This is a genomic window from Variovorax atrisoli 110B, assembly GCF_000382045.1.
GTDB classification, from domain to species: Bacteria; Pseudomonadota; Gammaproteobacteria; order Burkholderiales; family Burkholderiaceae_C; genus Variovorax; species Variovorax atrisoli.
Genome location: NZ_KB907454.1, coordinates 74,867 through 90,514, shown reverse-complemented (window position 1 = coordinate 90,514; position 15,648 = coordinate 74,867). Strand labels below are relative to the sequence as shown.

Here is a 15,648-nt window from a genome sequence, read left to right as displayed (position 1 = left end):
GCGTCAGTGCAGCGGCGCGTTCTGGCCCCACGCGTGCGAGGCCTGCTCGTCGGCCGTCACGCGCACCTGGCTGGCCAGGAACGAAGGCGGCAGGCCGAAGTAGCGCTGGAAGGTGCGGCTCATGTGCGCCGCGTCGGTGAAGCCGCTGACCAGCGCCACGTCGGTCAGCGAACGCTGCCCTGTGAACTGCTGCACCGTGCGGCGCACCTTGGTCCACAGCGCATAGCGCTTGACCGACACGCCCACCTGCTCGGCGAACAGGTGCGTGAGCCGGTCGGGCGACAGGCACGCCACGGCCGCGAGATCGCGCAGCGCGATCTGCCCCGCATGCGCGCGGATGGCCTGCAGCACGCGGTCGATGCGCGGATCGAGCGGCGCCTGCAACTCGGGGCTCTCGGTGATGGCCTCGACCATCTTCGCGCTGAGCGACTGCAGTCTCTCGCTGGACAAGGCGCCGCACTGCGCCGGTTCGAAGTCGTCGCGCAGCGCGCCGAAGCGCCGCGCGTCGATGGGCTGGATGCCGTGGCCGCCCATGCGCCGCGCGAGCATGCGGTAGGCGCTGGAAGCGGGGTCGAGGTTGAGCGAGAGCAGCCCGCAGCCGTCGACGTCGAGCCGTCGCGACACGTGCGGCGCGACCAGCGCGGCGGTGCAGCGCACGCGGGTGCCGTCGACCGCCTCCAGCGTGAAGGGGTGCCCGCTGACTGATGCCAGCAGCGTGGCCGAAGAGCGGGCCGTCAGGCCCGACTGGATGGCCGGTGTGATGTAGAGGAACCTGTCATCCCACAGGTGCAGGAAGTTTTGCGTTGCCATGCCGTACCGCTCTTGTTCTTGTCTCCAGCGGCGGATTCTCCCGCATCGGCAAAACGACCGGCTGCACGTGCTGGCGCACGGCCTCCAGCAGCAGCCCGGCAAGGCGGCTCGCGGGCGCCTCGGGCAGGGCCTGCGCGCGATAGAGCACGAGCGATATCTGCGGCAGCGCGGGCAGCGCCAGCGTCGAACGGTCGACGACGCGCACATGCGAAGGCAGGCCGAAGGGCGTGCGCACCGTCAGGCCCAGCCCGGCCGATGCCGCCGCCCAGAGCGCCGCGAGGCTCGCGCTGCCGAAGGCGCGACGCCATGGCACGCCGGCCTTGTCGAGCGCGGTGATGACGATCTCGCGCAGCGGGCAGGGCGCGTCGAGCATGATGAGCGGCAGCGGCTCCGTGCTCTTCGGCTGGCGTGCGCCACCGGCGCGCTGCTCGCGCTGCGTCCACCACGGCGCCTCGACCCGCTCCGGCGTGCGCGGCCCGATCCACAGCAGAGGCAGCCGCGCGACGCGCTCGGCGTACGGCGACAGCGGCTGGTCGCCCACGTCCCACGCCAGTGCGAGATCGAGCTGGCCGAGTTCGAGCCGCTCGCGCAGTTCGCCGCTGCGCGCCACGCAGGCCTCGATGCGCACCTTGGGATGCGCGCGCGCGAAGCGGCCCAGCACGGCCGGCAGCAGCGTCTCGCCGAAGTCTTCCTGGAGGCCCAGGCGCACCGAGCCCTGCAGGTCGGCTCCGCGCATGGCGGCGCTGGCTTCGTCGTTGAGTTCGAGCATGCGGTGGGCGTAGGCCAGCAGCGTCTCGCCGGCATCGGTGAGCTCCAGCCCCCGGCCCGCCTTGCGGAACAGCACGGTGCCGGCCTGCGACTCGAGCTTCTTCAGCTGCGCGCTCACGGCGGACGTCGAGCGCCCCAGCTTGTCGGCGGCCCGCGCGAAGCTGCCGAGCGCGATGCCGGTAGAGAAGGTGCGCAGCACGTCGAGGTCGAACATCACCTGGCTCATTGCGGCTCTTTCCGGGTTTTGGGGTTGAGGGCGATCATCCCGTTTTTCAGGACGATTCGCCAATTATTTTCTGATTTTCAAAACCTTTGCCGAAGCGGAAACTGCCCGGCAAGATGACCCACTCCCTCTCCACCCACCCCTCCTCTTCTTCATTCACCCCGCGCCACCGCTGGAAGGTGCTGGCGGCAGGCGTGGCGGCCAACGCCGCCTTCTCGGTGGCCTTCAGCGGCATTCCGATGACGGCCGTGCTGATGCGCACCGGCTACCAGCTCGACAACGCCACCCTCGGGCTGGTGCTGGGCCTCATGGGCCTGGGCATCGCGGTGAGCGAGCTGCCCTGGGGCCTGCTGACCGACCGCTGGGGCGATCGGCCCGTGCTGCTGGCGGGCCTGGGCAGCACGGCCCTCGCGCTGATCGCGATGGCGCTGTGGGCCGCGCCCGCCGCAGGGCACATTCCGGGCCTGGGCTGGCTCGGCAGCGGGCTGCTGCTGGTGGGGCTGCTGGGCGGGAGCGTCAACGGCGCCAGCGGCCGCGCGGTGATGACCTGGTTCGACGCCAGCGAGCGCGGCCTCGCGATGAGCATCCGCCAGACCGCCGTGCCGATGGGCGGCGGCATCGGCGCGCTGGTGCTGCCCTTCGTCGCGCTGCACTTCGGCTTCGCGGCGCTCTACGGCCTGCTGGCGCTGCTGTGCGCGCTGAGCGCGGCGATGAGCTGGGCGTGGGTGCACGAGCCGCCCATCGCGGCGGGCGGCGACAAGGCCGTGCCGACTGCAGCCGCCGTGCCGAAGAGCGGACCGCTGCGCGACGCGCGCGTGTGGCGCATCGTGGCCGGCATCGGCATTCTTTGCGCGCCGCAGTTCGCGGTGCTCTCCTTCGGCACGGTGTTCCTGCACGACTTCGGCCATGCGGGCCTGGCGACCATCACCGCGACGATGGTGTTCGTGCAGGTCGGCGCGATGGTCATGCGCGTGTGGAGCGGCCGCTGGACCGACCGCAACAGGAACCGGCCGGCCTACCTGCGCGCCTGCAGCGGGCTCACCGTTGTGCTGTTCGCAGGCCTCGCTGCACTGGCACTGGCCGCAGGCACGCACGCTGCCGACTCACCGGCACTTCGCATCGCGCTGGTGGTGCTGCTGGGCGTGAGCGGCGTGTGCGTGTCGGCTTGGCACGGCGTGGCCTATACCGAACTCGCCACGCTGGCGGGCGCATCGCGTGCCGGCACCGCACTGGGGATGGCGAACACCAGCGTGTTCCTGGTGTGCTTCGTCACGCCCTTCTCCATTCCGCACCTGCTGGCGCTGCAGGGCTGGCCGATGGTGTGGCTGGCGGCCAGCGCCTGCGCGCTGGTGGCGATGCCGCTGCTGGTGGCGCGGCCCGCCGCCGCCGATCAGAAGCTCGCGAAGACGGCGTTGAGCCGGTCGACGTAGGCGCGCTTGGCGACCTCGTCGATGAAGCTGCCCTCGAAGCTGTTCGCCGCGAGCTGCCAGGCCTGCTGCACGCTCAGGCCGGTGGCCGAGAAGGTCTCGGTGAAGTTCTGGTTCATGTAGCCGCCGAAGTAGGCCGGGTCGTCGGAGTTGACGGTGGCCACCAGCCCCGCGTCCAGCAGGGCGCCGAGGTTGTGCTTCGACAGGTCGGAGAACACGCAGAGCTTGAGGTTCGACAGCGGGCACACGGTCAGCGGAATGCGATCCTTCGCAAGGCGCTTCATCAGCTCGGGGTCCTTGGTGCTCTGCACGCCATGGTCGACGCGCTCGACCTTCAGCACGTCGAGCGCGCTCCACACGTATTCGGGCGGGCCCTCCTCGCCGGCGTGGGCGACCAAGTGGAAGCCCAGCTCGCGGCAGCGCGCGAACACGCGGGCGAACTTCTCGGGCGGATGGCCCACTTCACTCGAATCGAGCCCCACGCCGATGAACTTGTCGCGGTAGGGCAGCGCCTGCTCCAGCGTCTCGAAGGCCTCTTCCTCGCTGAGGTGGCGCAGGAAGCACAGGATGAGCGCGGCGCTCACGCCCAGCTTCGAGCGTGCGTCGGTGCACGCGCGGTGCAGGCCGTCGATCACCGTCTCCATCGGCACGCCGCGCGCGGTGTGCGTCTGCGGGTCGAAGAACATCTCGGTGTGCACCACGTTGTCGGCGGCGGCGCGCTCCAGGTAGGCCCAGGCCATGTCGTAGAAGTCCTGCTCCTTGAGCAGCACGCTGGCGCCGGCGTAGTAGATGTCGAGGAAGCTCTGCAGGTTGGTGAAGGCGTAGGCCTTGCGCAGCTCCTCGACGCTGGCGTAGGGAATGGACACGCCGTTGCGCTGGGCGAGCGCGAAGATGAGTTCGGGCTCCAGCGAGCCCTCGATGTGCATGTGCAGTTCCGCCTTGGGCATGGCGCGCAGCAGCGCGGGCAGGCGGTCGGCGGCGATGCGGTCGAAGCTCTTGTCGTAGGCGGGGCGGAAATCGGTCATGGTGGGGGCTGCGGATGCTGCGTTGGGACTTCGCAAAGCATAAGGGCAGCAGCGGCCGGCGCCATGCCGGAAAGCTTATGCCGTCAATCCACGCTGCGCGCCGAGCTGGTGAGCGAGCGCGCGCAAAGCAGCAGGGTGGGCGCCAGCTTGCGCACCGCTTCCTCCAGCGTCCAGCGGCTGGTGGGCGCCACCACGTGCACCGAGGCCACCGGCCGCCCCTGCGCGCCCAGCACGGGTGCGGCGATGGTCATGTCGCCCAGGAAGAGTTCCTCGGCATTGGTGGCGAAGCCCTGCTGCCGCGCCTGGCGCAGCTCTTCCATGATCTCGTCCACGCCGGTGCGGGTGTGCATGGTGTGGGCCACGCGGTCGGACGACTCGATGAGCGCGCGTGCCTCATCCTCGGGCAGCGCGCTCAGGAAGGCGCGCCCGGAAGCAGTGCAGTACATGGGGATGCGGCTGCCGATGGGCATGTGCACCGGCACGAACTGCGCGCTCACGAAGCGCGCCACGTAGACCATGTCCAGCCCGTCGGGCTCCGTGAGGCAGGAGGTCTCGGTCGTCACCTTGGTGAGCTCCGACAGGAACGGGTTGGCCACGTCGATCAGCGAGTGCGCCGCGAGGTAGTTGAAGCCGATCTCCATGACGCGCGGCGTCAGCTGGTAGCGCCGCGTCTTCGGATGCTTGCGCACGTAGCCCAGCTTCTCGAGCGTGAAGACCATGCGCTGGGCCGAGCTCTTGGTGATGTCGGTGGCCTCGGCCACGTCGGCCAGCGTCATGGTGCGGCGCCGGGCGCTGAAGGCGCGCAGCACCGCCAGGCCCTTTTCCAGCGACTGGTTGAAAAGCAGGCTCTGGCTGTCTTCGGGGGCTGTGTCGGGTGTGGCGTCCATGGCTGGGGAGTATAGCGACAGCCGATCTAAATATCGAATATCGATACTTTAGATTCGACTAGTGGTTTTCATTTATTGATGAGAGATTCAAAAGAATCGAATATTGGCATGCATGTTGCATCTCGGCCACCGACCGTATTCGCTCATCTCCACTCACCTTCTTCTTCAACTTCCCTTCCTTCGAGGAGTGCTTCCATGAATCGCATCGTTCGCCGCCTTCATCGCCTGGCCCTGGGTCTTTGCTTCGCCGGCGCCGCCTCGCTGGCGGCCGCACAGGGCGCCGCGCCCACCTTCAACGTGGGCGCCACCGCCACCGGCGTGCCGTTCACCTTCCTCGACGTGAAGACCAACAGCATCCAGGGAATGATGGTCGACACCGTCACCGCCGTGGGCAAGGCGGGAGGTTTCAACGTGAACGTGCAGCAGACGGTGTTCTCGGCGCTCATCCCCTCGCTCACCGCGCGCAAGATCGACATCGTCTCGGCCGCCATGCTGAAGACGCCCGCGCGCCAGGAGGTGGTCGACTTCAGCGACCCGGTGTACTCCTATGGCGAGGGCCTGATCGTCAAGGCGGACGACACCCGCGCCTACGTCTCGCTCGACGAGCTCAAGGGCGAGGTGGTGGGCGCGCAGGTCGGCACCGTGTTCCTCGACATGCTCAACAAGAAGGGCATCTTCAAGGAGGTGCGCAGCTACGACTCGGTGGCCGACATGACGCGCGACCTCTCGCTCGGGCGCATCAAGGCCGGCCTCGGCGACCAGCCCATCATGGCCTACCAGATCCGCCAGAACACCTTCCCCGGCGTGAAGCTGGTCGACAGCTACAAGGCCGTGAACGTGGGCGACGTCTGCCTGGTGGTGCGCAAGGGCGACACCGAGACGCTGGCACGCATCAACAAGGCGATCGCGGCGATCAAGGCCGATGGCACGCTCGCCAAGATCGTCCAGAAGTGGGGCATCTGATGCACACCCCCGGGCTTCGCGCGCTTCGTGTCGCTGCGCCGACCCCCTTGCAGGGGGCAACACCTGCGGCCCGGCAAAGTCGGTTCCGCGGTGTTCCGCGAACGGGTCTGATTGCGTCGGCCGGCCGATTTGACGTGCCGCGCGTCGAGCGAAAGGAATGACGTAGATGGCTGCTCCCACCTTCCTGCAGCACGCGCAGGACTTCCTGCCGATCCTCCTGCAGGGCGCGATCGTCACCGTGCAGGTGACCGTGCTTTCCTTCCTGCTGAGCAGCGTGATCGGCCTGGGCCTGGCGCTGATGAAGCTCTCGCCGGTGCGCCCGTTGTCGATGGCGGCCACCGCGGTCATCAACGTGATTCGCGGGCTGCCGATCATCGTGCAGCTGTTCTACATCTACTTCGTGCTGCCGGATTTCGGCGTGCAGCTCACGGCCTTCCAGGCCGGCGTGATCGGGCTGGGCATCGCCTACTCGGCCTACCAGGCGGAGAACTTCCGCGCGGGCATCGAGGCGGTCGACCCGGGCCAGCGCGAAGCGGCGCAGGCCATGGGCATGCGCTCGGCGCTGATCATGCGGCGGGTGATATTGCCGCAGGCCTTCCGCATCGCGCTGCCGCCCTACGGCAACACGCTGGTGATGATGCTGAAGGACTCCTCGCTGGTCTCGACCATCACCGTGGCCGAGATGACGCGCGCGGGCCAGCTCATCGCCTCGTCCACCTTCCAGAACATGACCGTTTACACGCTGGTCGCCCTGCTCTACCTGCTGATGAGCCTGCCGCTGGTGTGGGGACTGCGCCGTCTCGAGAAGCGCTTCGCCGCCGGGAGGAAACAGCCATGATCCACGTCGAGGGACTGGAGAAGCGCTTCGGCGCGCACCGCGTGCTGCAGGGCGTGAGCCTGCACGTGGACAAGGGCGAGGTGGTGTGCCTGATCGGCCCTTCGGGCTCGGGCAAGTCGACCGTGCTTCGCTGCATCAACGCGCTGGAGTCTTACGAGGGCGGCGAGATCCGCGCCTTCGGCGAGCGCGTGGACCGCAACGCGCCCAACATCCACCGGCTGCGCAGCCGCATGGGCATGGTGTTCCAGCGCTTCAACCTGTTCCCGCACCGCACGGTGCTGGAGAACGTGATGGAAGGCCCCGTGCACGTGCTGCGCCAGGGCGCGGCGCAGGCACGCGAGGAAGCCCTGGCGCTGCTGGCCAAGGTCGGCCTGGCCGAGAAGGCGCAGGCCTGGCCCGCGCAGCTCTCGGGCGGGCAGCAGCAGCGCGTGGCCATCGCCCGCGCGCTCGCGATGAAGCCCGAGGCCATGCTGTTCGACGAGCCCACGTCGGCGCTCGACCCCGAGCTGGTCGGCGACGTGCTCGGCGTGATGCGCGCGCTGGCCGACGAGGGCATGACCATGATCGTGGTCACGCACGAGATGGGCTTCGCCCGCGAGGTGGCCGACCGCGTGTGCTTCCTGCACAGCGGCAGCATCGTGGAGGAAGGCCCGGCCGCACAGGTGCTGGGCGCCCCCCGCCATGCGCGCACGCAGGACTTCCTGCGGCGCGTGCTGCATCCTTCCGGTGCCGCGGCGTCCGCGGAGGTGCGCGCATGAGCGCTGGCGCACTGCCACCTTCCCTCTGGGCCGCCACTGCGCCCCCTGCCCCGCCGACACCGCCGCTGGCCGAATCGCGCAGGGCCGACGTGCTGATCGTCGGCGGCGGCTTCACGGGCCTCTCGGCCGCGCTGCACCTGGCCGAGGCCGGCGCGCAGGTCTGCGTGCTGGAGGCGCACGAGCCCGGCTGGGGCGCCTCGGGGCGCAACGGCGGGCAGGTGAACCCGACGCTGAAACACGACCCCGACGAACTCGTGCGGATCTTCGGCGCCGAGCGCGCCGAGCCGCTGATCGACGCGGTGTCGGGTTCAGCCGACCTGGTGTTCGACCTGATCGCGCGCCACGGCATCGACTGCCAGCCGGTGCGCAACGGCTGGCTGCAGCTTTCCTATTCGGAGAAGGACGTGGCCGGCCTGCACGCGCGCGCCGCGCAATGGGCCAGGCGCGGCGCCAGGACGGAAGCACTCGACCGCGCGGCCGTCGCGGCCCGGCTGGGCACCGATACTTTCGCCGGCGGATGGCTGGACGGCCGCGCCGGCGGCATCCAGCCGCTGGCCTACACGCGCGGGCTGGTGCGCGCCGCCCAGGGCCTGGGCGCTGCGGTGCACGGCGGCACCGAAGTCACGGCGCTGGAACGGCGCGGCACGCACTGGCATGCGAGCACGTCGACCGGCGCGAGCGTCACCGCCGAGCAGGTGCTCATCGCCACCAATGGCTACACGGGCGCGCTGTGGCCGGGCCTGAAGCGCACGGTGCTGGCGGCCAACAGCTTCATCGTGGCGACCGAACCGCTGAAGGGCGCGGCGGCCCACGCCATCCTGCCGCGCGGGGAGACGGCCTCGACCTCGCAGCGCCTGCTGCTGTACTTCCGCAAGGACGCACAGGGTCGCCTGCTGATGGGCGGGCGCGGCCATTTCGCCGACCCGGGCGGACCGGCCGATTTCGCGCACCTGGAGCGCTCGCTGGAGCTGCTGTTCCCGCAGCTCGGTCCGCTGCGCTACGAGTACCGCTGGGCCGGCCGGATCGCCGTCACGCGCGACTTCATGCCGCACGTGCACACGCCGGCGCCGGGCATGACGATCGCGCTGGGCTACAACGGCCGGGGCATCGCGCTGGCCACGAGCATGGGCAGGCACGTGGCGGCGCGGATGCTGGATGCGGGGGCGGATTTTCCGTACCCGGTGTCGCCGATCCGGCCGATTCCGCTGCACGGGCTGCAGCGCTTCTACATTGCGGGCGGCGTGGCCTGGTACAGCCTGCTGGACCGGCTGTCCTGAGGCGCGGGTCGCTGCAAAGTCGCCTAGGTGCGCGCGGCGCCTTGCCATGCAGGCCGCGCCTGCGTCAAATGGCGGGCATCGACCACAAAAGCCCCAGGAGACTCATGCCGATCGACACCCTCGCCACCTGGCACCGGCTCGTCAAGGAACGCGACGTGGCCGGGCTCGACGCCCTGCTCGACGACTCCGCCGTCTTCCATTCGCCGGTGGTGCACACGCCCCAGGTGGGCAAGCGCATCACCCACAAATACCTGGCCGCGGCCTTCCAGGTCTTCTTCAATGAGAGCTTCCGCTACGTGCGAGAGCTGAAGTCGGAGCGCGACGCGGTGCTCGAATTCGCACTGGAGCTCGACGGGATCCAGATCAACGGCGTCGACATGATGAAGTGGAACGACGAAGGAAAGATCACCGAGTTCAAGGTGATGCTGCGCCCGCTGAAGGCCGTGAACCTGATCCACCAGAAGATGGGCGCCCAGCTGCAGGCGCCCGCCTCCTGACCGCCCCGGCTGCACGCCTCACCCTGCTCCAGTCGCGGGACACCGCGGAACCGGCTCCGCCGGGCCCCAGGTGTCGCCCCCGGAAGGGGGTTGGCGAAGCGACACGAAGTGCGCGGAGCCTGGGGGAGAGCCTTATTCGGCCACGACCTGCAGCGTGCCCTGCTGGCTGTAGGCCCGCACGCACATGCGGGTCAGCTGCACGAGGAACTGGAACACGGCCGGCTCGCCCAGGCAGTCGGGCGTGATCGCCATGATGTCCTTGCGCAGTTCCATCAGCCGGTTGCCCGACATCGCCATCTCGGCGGAAGCGCCGTAGTAGTTCTTCCAGAAGTCCTGCAGCACCCCGCGCTTGACCTCATCGATCACCAGCGTGTAGCCGCGCTCCCAGACCGACTCCTCCATCGGCAGGCAGTCGACCTGCGGATCCTCCAGGCGTGCCCCCCTGGGCACCAGGCACACGCGCCGCATGGCCACTCTCTCAACTGTTGCTTGCCGCATGTACATGGCCGTACTCCTGGAGTTCGATGGCCACCGCCGGCGTCGTGCCGGACGTGGCTGGGTGGTCAGGGTGGCAGGTGCTTGGTTTCTTCATGGTCGTCGTCCTCAACGAAGCCACAAGGTGTGTGACAGGCTTGGCGCTCATGCAGCCGCGAGCATTCGCAGGCGGCTGGCGTTCGAAAGGGCCAGGCTCTCCGGCTGGTCCCAGCTTCCGTCCGCGTTGAGCGTGGTGGTCAGTGCGTAGACGCCGGGCGGAAACGCCAGCTCCAGCGGGTTGCCGATCGCTCCGGCATCGATCACGTCGCCTTCCTCGAAGTCGCCGTAGGCGATGAAGTACTTCGGATGCGGCGAGAAGGCCAGGTTCTGGCCGGTGCGCGCCTGCACCGCGTACACGGTGCTGCCGCCCATGGTCACGCCCACGGCGGCGGCCGACCTGGCCGGAACGGCCGCCGACTGAGCGAGATAGAGCCTGGACTGTTCCGGCCCCTGGGTGGGGTTCACGAACCGGTAGGTGCGATTGCAGTCGAGGGTGATCTTGTTGTTGGGTCCGCTCGGCTCGTAGGTTTCGGTCGGGATGAACTGGGCGCCCGGCTGCAGCTCGCCGGTCTCGGCCCAGGCGAAGCCCACGTCGACGCTCCACTGGAACTTGACGCGGGAGGTTGGCCCCGGGTTGGAGAACTTCGTGAACCAGGCCAGCGACAGCGCATTCGGCGCGAGCTGCGTCGGGTCGTTCTGGAACACCATGAAGCAGCCTGGATGGCTGGCATGGTTGTTGACCGTGACGGAATGGATCATTCCCATGGCGACTTCCCGAATGAAACAGAGTGATGGCGGCAGCACGGGCCACGCTGGCACCGCACTGGTCGTCACTCTAGGGAGCGCAGGGAGCGATTTGAATTACATACGATTACAGCGGTTGCGCCCCGCCACGAATTTCGAAGGGGTAGTTGCCTAGGCGCACGGTGCCGCGCCGGCGCTCGACAAGCGGCGGCTCGACCAGGTGCGGCGGCAGCGCGTTCAGGATCTGGTGCTTGGCGCGGAAGATCTGGATGTTCACGTACGAGGGCTCCACCCCCAGCATGCGCGACAGCTCGTCCAGCCCGATCCAGCCCTGGCTCTGCGGCGCGATGCCGCGCTGGGCATCCTTCTGGCGCAGACGCGCGAGCGTGACCAGGGTGTAGTGGTGGATGCGCTCGCCCAGCGGCACCGACCTGCCCTGTGTCACCAGGTTCAGGCTCGTGTGCTCCTCGTCCTGGCTGACCTCGAAATGCAGGGCCACGTCGGCCGACATCGGCACCGGCATGGGCGTCGATATGGGCGTCTCGGAGGTGAGGTCGAGGTCGTCGCACAGCACGAACTCCCAGGTGCTGGACGATGTGCGCACCATGGCGCCGTCGCCCAGCAGCTCGATGCCGTCGATGTGCTCGAGCATCCACTTGCCGTCCTGGAAGTAGACGTTCGCCTCGGGTTCATGGTCGTCCGGCAGCAGGTTCTCGCGCGGGTTCAGCTCCACGATGTCGCCCGCGCCGCCGTCGCCTGCACCCGAGGGAAAGAGGCAGGTGGCCGGCGCGGCGAGGTCTTCCGCGGTCCAGACCGACTCGTCGCCGATGCCCATGCGGACCTCGGCGCCGGCGGGCAGCGCCGTCCAGCGGCCGCTGGGCAGGCGCTGCCCGTTCAGCGTGGTGCCGTTGCGGCTCTGGTCGACGATTTCCCATGCCTGCCGGTTCCACCGCACCATCGCGTGGACCTGGGACACGTCGGGCGCCTGCAGCACCGTCTGGCAGACAGAGGCGCGCCGGCCGAAGGCATGCACCGGCCGCAGCACGATGGCGCGCCGGTCGAGCTTGTTCCTGAAGATGGCCATCGCCGCATTCTCCTACGCGATCTCAGACGTACAGCGCCTGCGGATTCAATTCGCTCTCCTGCAGGGGAGTGTCGCGCCATCCGAGGGCGACGGGCACGCGGTAAAGCCGCGGATTGCCCAGTTCCGGCCAGATGTGGCACAGACCGGGCACCACCACCTTCACGGTGCACAACGGAAGGTCGGGCCGCGTGTGGTCGAGGACGATGGTTTCCAGCCCGAGCGAGGCGGCAATGGCCACGCAGCGGCGGATCTCCTCCGAGATGTCGCTGCGGGCGGCAGGCGCGGCCGAAACCGGCGCGGTGCCGGCCGGCAAAAGGAAAGCCGGTGCTCCCTCGTCGGCGGCTTCGGCCGCCGGCACCTCGAAGCTCTTGCCCGCCGCGATCAGCTGGCTCATCTCCGTGAGTGCCCGCTCGCAAGCCAGCGCGCGATCGGGGCTGCAGCCGAAGCCGACGGCCCAGGCGCCCGTGTCCAGATGGCGGCCGACCGCCACCACCACCGGAATGCCGAAGTCGTGCGTGATGTCGAGCACCCAGCGCTCCCAGCGCGGGCCGCAGGTGCGCTCGATGCGCTGGAGGATTTCGCCGGACAGGCTGTCGAGCCCGACTTCCGGCCGGCGGTGCCGCCCGTACCACCAGACGGCGGCGGCGTCGCGCTCCACCAGTTCGAGAAAGCCCTGGAGGATGGCCTCTTCGCGCGTGTTGCCCGCCGCGCAGCCGTTCGAGGTCCAGCCCACGTGGAACTGGCTCTGCACCGGCGCATTGGCGAAGCAGAAGCCCAGCGGCAGGTAGCGGCGCGCGTCGGCGGTCAGCGACCAGGCGGGCGCCCACCACGTCGGCGCTTCATGCGGCGAAGCGGACGGGGCCACGGCATGCGGCGGCTTGTGCGTGCCGAAGCGCTCGCGCTGCCGCTGGCTGAAGAGCGCCAGCGCCTGCGGTTCGATGCGGGGCGCGTCCAGGTCGGCGGCGGCTGCGACCACCCAGGCCTCGTCGCCCCGGAAGAAGGCCGAGTGCCGCTCGGCCGCCTCGCACAGCGCGCTGGCGCGGGACTGCTCCATCGACATGCCCTTGCCCAGGCACACCTGGGTCAGCACGCCGGGCATCTCGTCGTCGCCGGGCGGCGGCGTCCTGAAGATCTCGCTGCGGTAGACGGTCAGCGCGCCCTCGGCCTCGGCGTTCAGCGGCACGATCCGCGCCACGGCGCCGGTGAGCGGGCTCACGTGGCGCATCAGCCGCTGGACCGTGACCGACGCCGGTACGGTGCGCCAGCCGCCGTCATGGCTCGCGGTGGGCAGGCCCGGCGCCAGCACGACGCGCTCGCGCTGCCGGCGGGCCACGAGGTCAGGCGTTCCGCAGTGCGGGCATTGAGGGCGGAGGGCGACGACATGCGGCTGTGGCGAATCCAGCGTCCGCACCTCGGCACCATCAGCCTGATTCGCAAGCTGCAGCGCCACCGGGAGCAACTGGTCGAGCCGCCCGGCGACGAGCCCCTCGCCCGCACGCACCGGCGCGCCGCTGCCGGCGCTGCCATGCCGCGATTGCCACCAGGCACGGGCCGGACGATTCCCGAGCCAGCGATGCGCGAGGCAGCGCCAGCATGGCCCGTCAGGCCTGAAGACCGGCCCGGCCATGGCCTGCTCGCCGGTCGGCTTGACCAGCAGCCACGAACGGCCCGAGGCGCGCTGCTGCGCGTCGATGGCGGCGAACCGGGGGTCGAGGTAGTCGTCGCAGAAGACGACAGTGAGTCCGGCGCCCGCAGGCAGCGACCGTGCCCAGCGGGCGGCCGCGTCGTCGCCGACGGCCTTCGACAGCGCGACGACGTCCATGTCGGCCGAAAGCGCGGTGCGCGCGGGCGCCGCCGAGAAGTCGGGAACCAGCCACGAATCCGCATCGCCCTTTGCTGCGGGCCGCACGAGCCCCTGGCGCGACAGCGCCTCCAGCGCATGGAGCATCTGCGCGAGCTGCGCGGCACCTTCCCCGGTACTGCAATACGCGGCGAGGCTGACGCCCTGGCGCAGCACGCGCTCCATCGCCATGACGCCGGGCGAACCCAGCACCAGCAGGTCGTTCTCGCTGGCCAGCAGCAGGCGGTCCTGCAGCACCACCGGCGGCAGGAAGCGGTCGTGCCAGCGGAAGACGTCGGCGAAGAAGTCGGGTGCCATGGCGCTACCCATCGCCGCGCGGCCCCAGTGCGAGCTGCACCACGCCGTAGGGCGATGAGCCCGTCGTGGCCCGGAACGCCGCCTCGAAGAGCCGGTGCCTGTCCGAGAACTGTCCGTAGATGTGGTCCTCCGAGAGCACCCGCATCGACGGATGCAGCCGCGCGATCTGCGCCGCGTTCTCGAAGCCCGACACCACCGGCAGCCGCATGCCCCCCACGGCCATCGACTGCGCGGCGAGCACCGGATGCACGTGGTCGAGCACCACGACGCACGGGTTCGCGGCCTGCTCGAAGCGCTCGGCGAGGCTGCGCAGCACGGCCTCCAGCGGCGCCTGCGGCAGGTAGGGGCACACGCCCTCCAGCATCACCAGCACCGGGCGCTCGCCGGGCAGGCCGGCGGCGTCGAGCCAGTGTTCGTCGAGCACGGAGCAGGCGAGATCGCTTCCGGACTCATCGTCTCGATTGCGCGGCAGGTGCTGCGCACGCAGCTCGATGGCCTCAGGCAGGTCGATGTTGAGCCAGCGCGAGCCTGCCGCAGCGGCACCCAGCCGGCTGCGGCGCGTGCACAGCCCCGCGCCCAGCGTGATGCACAGGGCGCCGGGATGACTTGAAAGGAAATCGGCCGCGAAGCGATCGAAGAGCGCCGCGCGCAGCACGATGCTGCGCACGAAGCCCGGATCGGCCGCATAGGCCGAGATGTCGAAGGGCAGCGACGCGGCGATGCGACGCGCCTCGGGATCGGAGAACACCGACGCGTCGGCCACGGCGCCGGAATTGGCGCGCGCGGCCAGCGTCAGCAGGAGCGTGGCCGTGGCGCCCTGCAGCGCGCCTGCGGCCGGCCCCTGGGCTGCCTCGGACTCAGCAGGTGAACGGATAGGGGTCGCCCGTGTTGTTGTACGACGTGAGCGCGATGGCGCGCATGCTCTCTTCCACCGGTGCCGTCGGGTAGTTCAGGCGGATGGCGTTCTTGATCGCGGTGCCGTCGGCGTTCTTCTGGTTCCATTCGCCCTTCGCGGCGTCCCAGGTGAAGGCCGAGTTGGTGGTGAACAGGATCTTGAAGTTGAACGGGTTGTTGTAGCCCAGCCATTGGCTCAGCACGTTCGCCTTGTCGGTCTCGGGGTCGCGCGTCAGCTCGTAGAGCAGCTCGGGCGACTGCCACGCGATGGCGATCGCGCGCAGCACCACGCCGCCGAAGGCCAGCAGCGAGCCGTCGCCGCCGCCGGGAATGCCCAGGCCCGTGGGCAGCGCGCCGCCGACGATGCCGGGCGGCGGCACGGCCGCTTCGAAGGAGGCGGCGGAACCCATGAAGTTCGGGAACAGCTGGTAGTAGGCGGCCAGCGCCTCGGTGGCGTTGGAGCCCGGGGCCTGCGGCAGCACGATCACGAAGGAATCGTCGGGGCCGACCCAGCCGGAGGTGAGCATCGGCTTCCATTCGGCGCGCTGGGCCGGGTCGGGGCTCAGGAACAGCGACACGTCGAGCTGGGGCCAAGCGGTCGGCAGGCCGAAGTCGCGGTGCAGCATCGGCTGGATGTCCTGCTGGTCGAGCAGTTCGCGGCGGTAGGCGTCGTCCTGCCACGAGCGGGCGATGGCGCGCAGGTAGGCCAGGCGGAACTCGAGCAGCGGATCACCGCTTTGGACTTGGAAAGTCATGATTAC

At 69.6% G+C, this 15,648-nt stretch carries 16 protein-coding genes; 6 read left to right on the top strand and 10 right to left on the bottom strand.

The features are described from left to right. Positions 1-3 precede the first annotated feature (3 nt). Both G369_RS0116525 and G369_RS35885 read right to left on the bottom strand, forming a co-directional pair. Positions 4-810 (bottom strand): helix-turn-helix domain-containing protein, encoded by an 807-nt coding sequence (locus tag G369_RS0116525; protein ID WP_019655127.1) that lies wholly within the window; start codon positions 808-810, stop codon positions 4-6. Then, positions 776-1,804 (bottom strand): LysR substrate-binding domain-containing protein, encoded by a 1,029-nt coding sequence (locus G369_RS35885; RefSeq protein WP_019655126.1) that lies wholly within the window; start codon positions 1,802-1,804, stop codon positions 776-778. Before G369_RS35885 ends, G369_RS0116525 begins: the two co-directional genes overlap by 35 nt. 113 nt (positions 1,805-1,917) lie before the next feature. Here G369_RS35885 and G369_RS0116515 point away from each other — a divergent pair, with 113 nt between their 5' ends. Next, positions 1,918-3,231, top strand: coding sequence for an MFS transporter (locus tag G369_RS0116515; protein WP_020723106.1), 1,314 nt, complete (start codon positions 1,918-1,920; stop codon positions 3,229-3,231). On the opposite strand, the gene G369_RS0116510 is transcribed toward G369_RS0116515, so the two are convergent. Both G369_RS0116510 and G369_RS0116505 read right to left on the bottom strand, forming a co-directional pair. Then, positions 3,192-4,253 (bottom strand): adenosine deaminase, encoded by a 1,062-nt coding sequence (locus tag G369_RS0116510; RefSeq protein WP_019655124.1) that lies wholly within the window; start codon positions 4,251-4,253, stop codon positions 3,192-3,194. The two genes, G369_RS0116515 and G369_RS0116510, sit on opposite strands and share 40 nt — an antisense overlap. Before the next feature lie 83 nt (positions 4,254-4,336). Further along, positions 4,337-5,140: an IclR family transcriptional regulator gene (locus G369_RS0116505; protein WP_019655123.1), complete on the bottom strand. Its 804-nt coding sequence runs from the start codon at positions 5,138-5,140 to the stop codon at positions 4,337-4,339. A 195-nt stretch (positions 5,141-5,335) separates the two neighbouring features. Here G369_RS0116505 and G369_RS0116500 point away from each other — a divergent pair, with 195 nt between their 5' ends. From G369_RS0116500 to G369_RS0116480, 5 genes are all read left to right on the top strand, one after another. Further along, on the top strand, positions 5,336-6,103 hold the full coding sequence (locus tag G369_RS0116500) for an ABC transporter substrate-binding protein (protein WP_019655122.1): 768 nt from the start codon (positions 5,336-5,338) through the stop codon (positions 6,101-6,103). 166 nt (positions 6,104-6,269) lie between these two features. Then, positions 6,270-6,941, top strand: a complete 672-nt coding sequence (ehuD, locus tag G369_RS0116495; protein ID WP_019655121.1) for an ectoine/hydroxyectoine ABC transporter permease subunit EhuD — start codon at positions 6,270-6,272, stop codon at positions 6,939-6,941. After that, positions 6,938-7,699, top strand: a complete 762-nt coding sequence (locus G369_RS0116490) for an amino acid ABC transporter ATP-binding protein (protein WP_019655120.1) — start codon at positions 6,938-6,940, stop codon at positions 7,697-7,699. The genes ehuD and G369_RS0116490 overlap by 4 nt, the downstream gene beginning before the upstream one ends. Further along, a complete protein-coding gene (locus G369_RS0116485) occupies positions 7,696-8,976 on the top strand; it encodes an NAD(P)/FAD-dependent oxidoreductase (protein ID WP_019655119.1) in 1,281 nt (426 codons plus the stop codon). Before G369_RS0116490 ends, G369_RS0116485 begins: the two co-directional genes overlap by 4 nt. A gap of 104 nt (positions 8,977-9,080) precedes the next feature. Continuing rightward, entirely contained in the window at positions 9,081-9,473 is a 393-nt protein-coding gene (locus G369_RS0116480) for a nuclear transport factor 2 family protein (protein ID WP_019655118.1), read from the top strand. A gap of 132 nt (positions 9,474-9,605) precedes the next feature. Here G369_RS0116480 and G369_RS0116475 read toward each other — a convergent pair whose 3' ends face one another. The 6 genes from G369_RS0116475 to G369_RS0116450 form a co-directional block, all read right to left on the bottom strand. Beyond that, on the bottom strand, positions 9,606-9,941 hold the full coding sequence (locus G369_RS0116475) for a hypothetical protein (RefSeq protein WP_019655117.1): 336 nt from the start codon (positions 9,939-9,941) through the stop codon (positions 9,606-9,608). Positions 9,942-10,112: 171 nt separating this feature from the next. Further along, a complete protein-coding gene (locus G369_RS0116470) occupies positions 10,113-10,772 on the bottom strand; it encodes a RhiA family protein (protein ID WP_026346424.1) in 660 nt (219 codons plus the stop codon). A 106-nt stretch (positions 10,773-10,878) separates the two neighbouring features. Then, complete coding sequence (locus G369_RS0116465) at positions 10,879-11,835, bottom strand: FHA domain-containing protein (RefSeq protein WP_019655115.1); 957 nt, start codon at positions 11,833-11,835, stop codon at positions 10,879-10,881. A 22-nt stretch (positions 11,836-11,857) separates the two neighbouring features. Next, positions 11,858-13,993 (bottom strand): TOMM precursor leader peptide-binding protein, encoded by a 2,136-nt coding sequence (locus tag G369_RS0116460; RefSeq protein WP_019655114.1) that lies wholly within the window; start codon positions 13,991-13,993, stop codon positions 11,858-11,860. A gap of 4 nt (positions 13,994-13,997) precedes the next feature. Further along, complete coding sequence (locus G369_RS0116455) at positions 13,998-14,756, bottom strand: class I SAM-dependent methyltransferase (RefSeq protein ID WP_019655113.1); 759 nt, start codon at positions 14,754-14,756, stop codon at positions 13,998-14,000. A 94-nt stretch (positions 14,757-14,850) separates the two neighbouring features. After that, the gene (locus tag G369_RS0116450; RefSeq protein ID WP_019655112.1) at positions 14,851-15,642 is read right to left on the bottom strand and encodes a BMA_0021/BMA_0022 family TOMM bacteriocin; all 792 of its coding nucleotides are present in this window, start codon (positions 15,640-15,642) and stop codon (positions 14,851-14,853) included. Positions 15,643-15,648 lie beyond the last annotated feature (6 nt).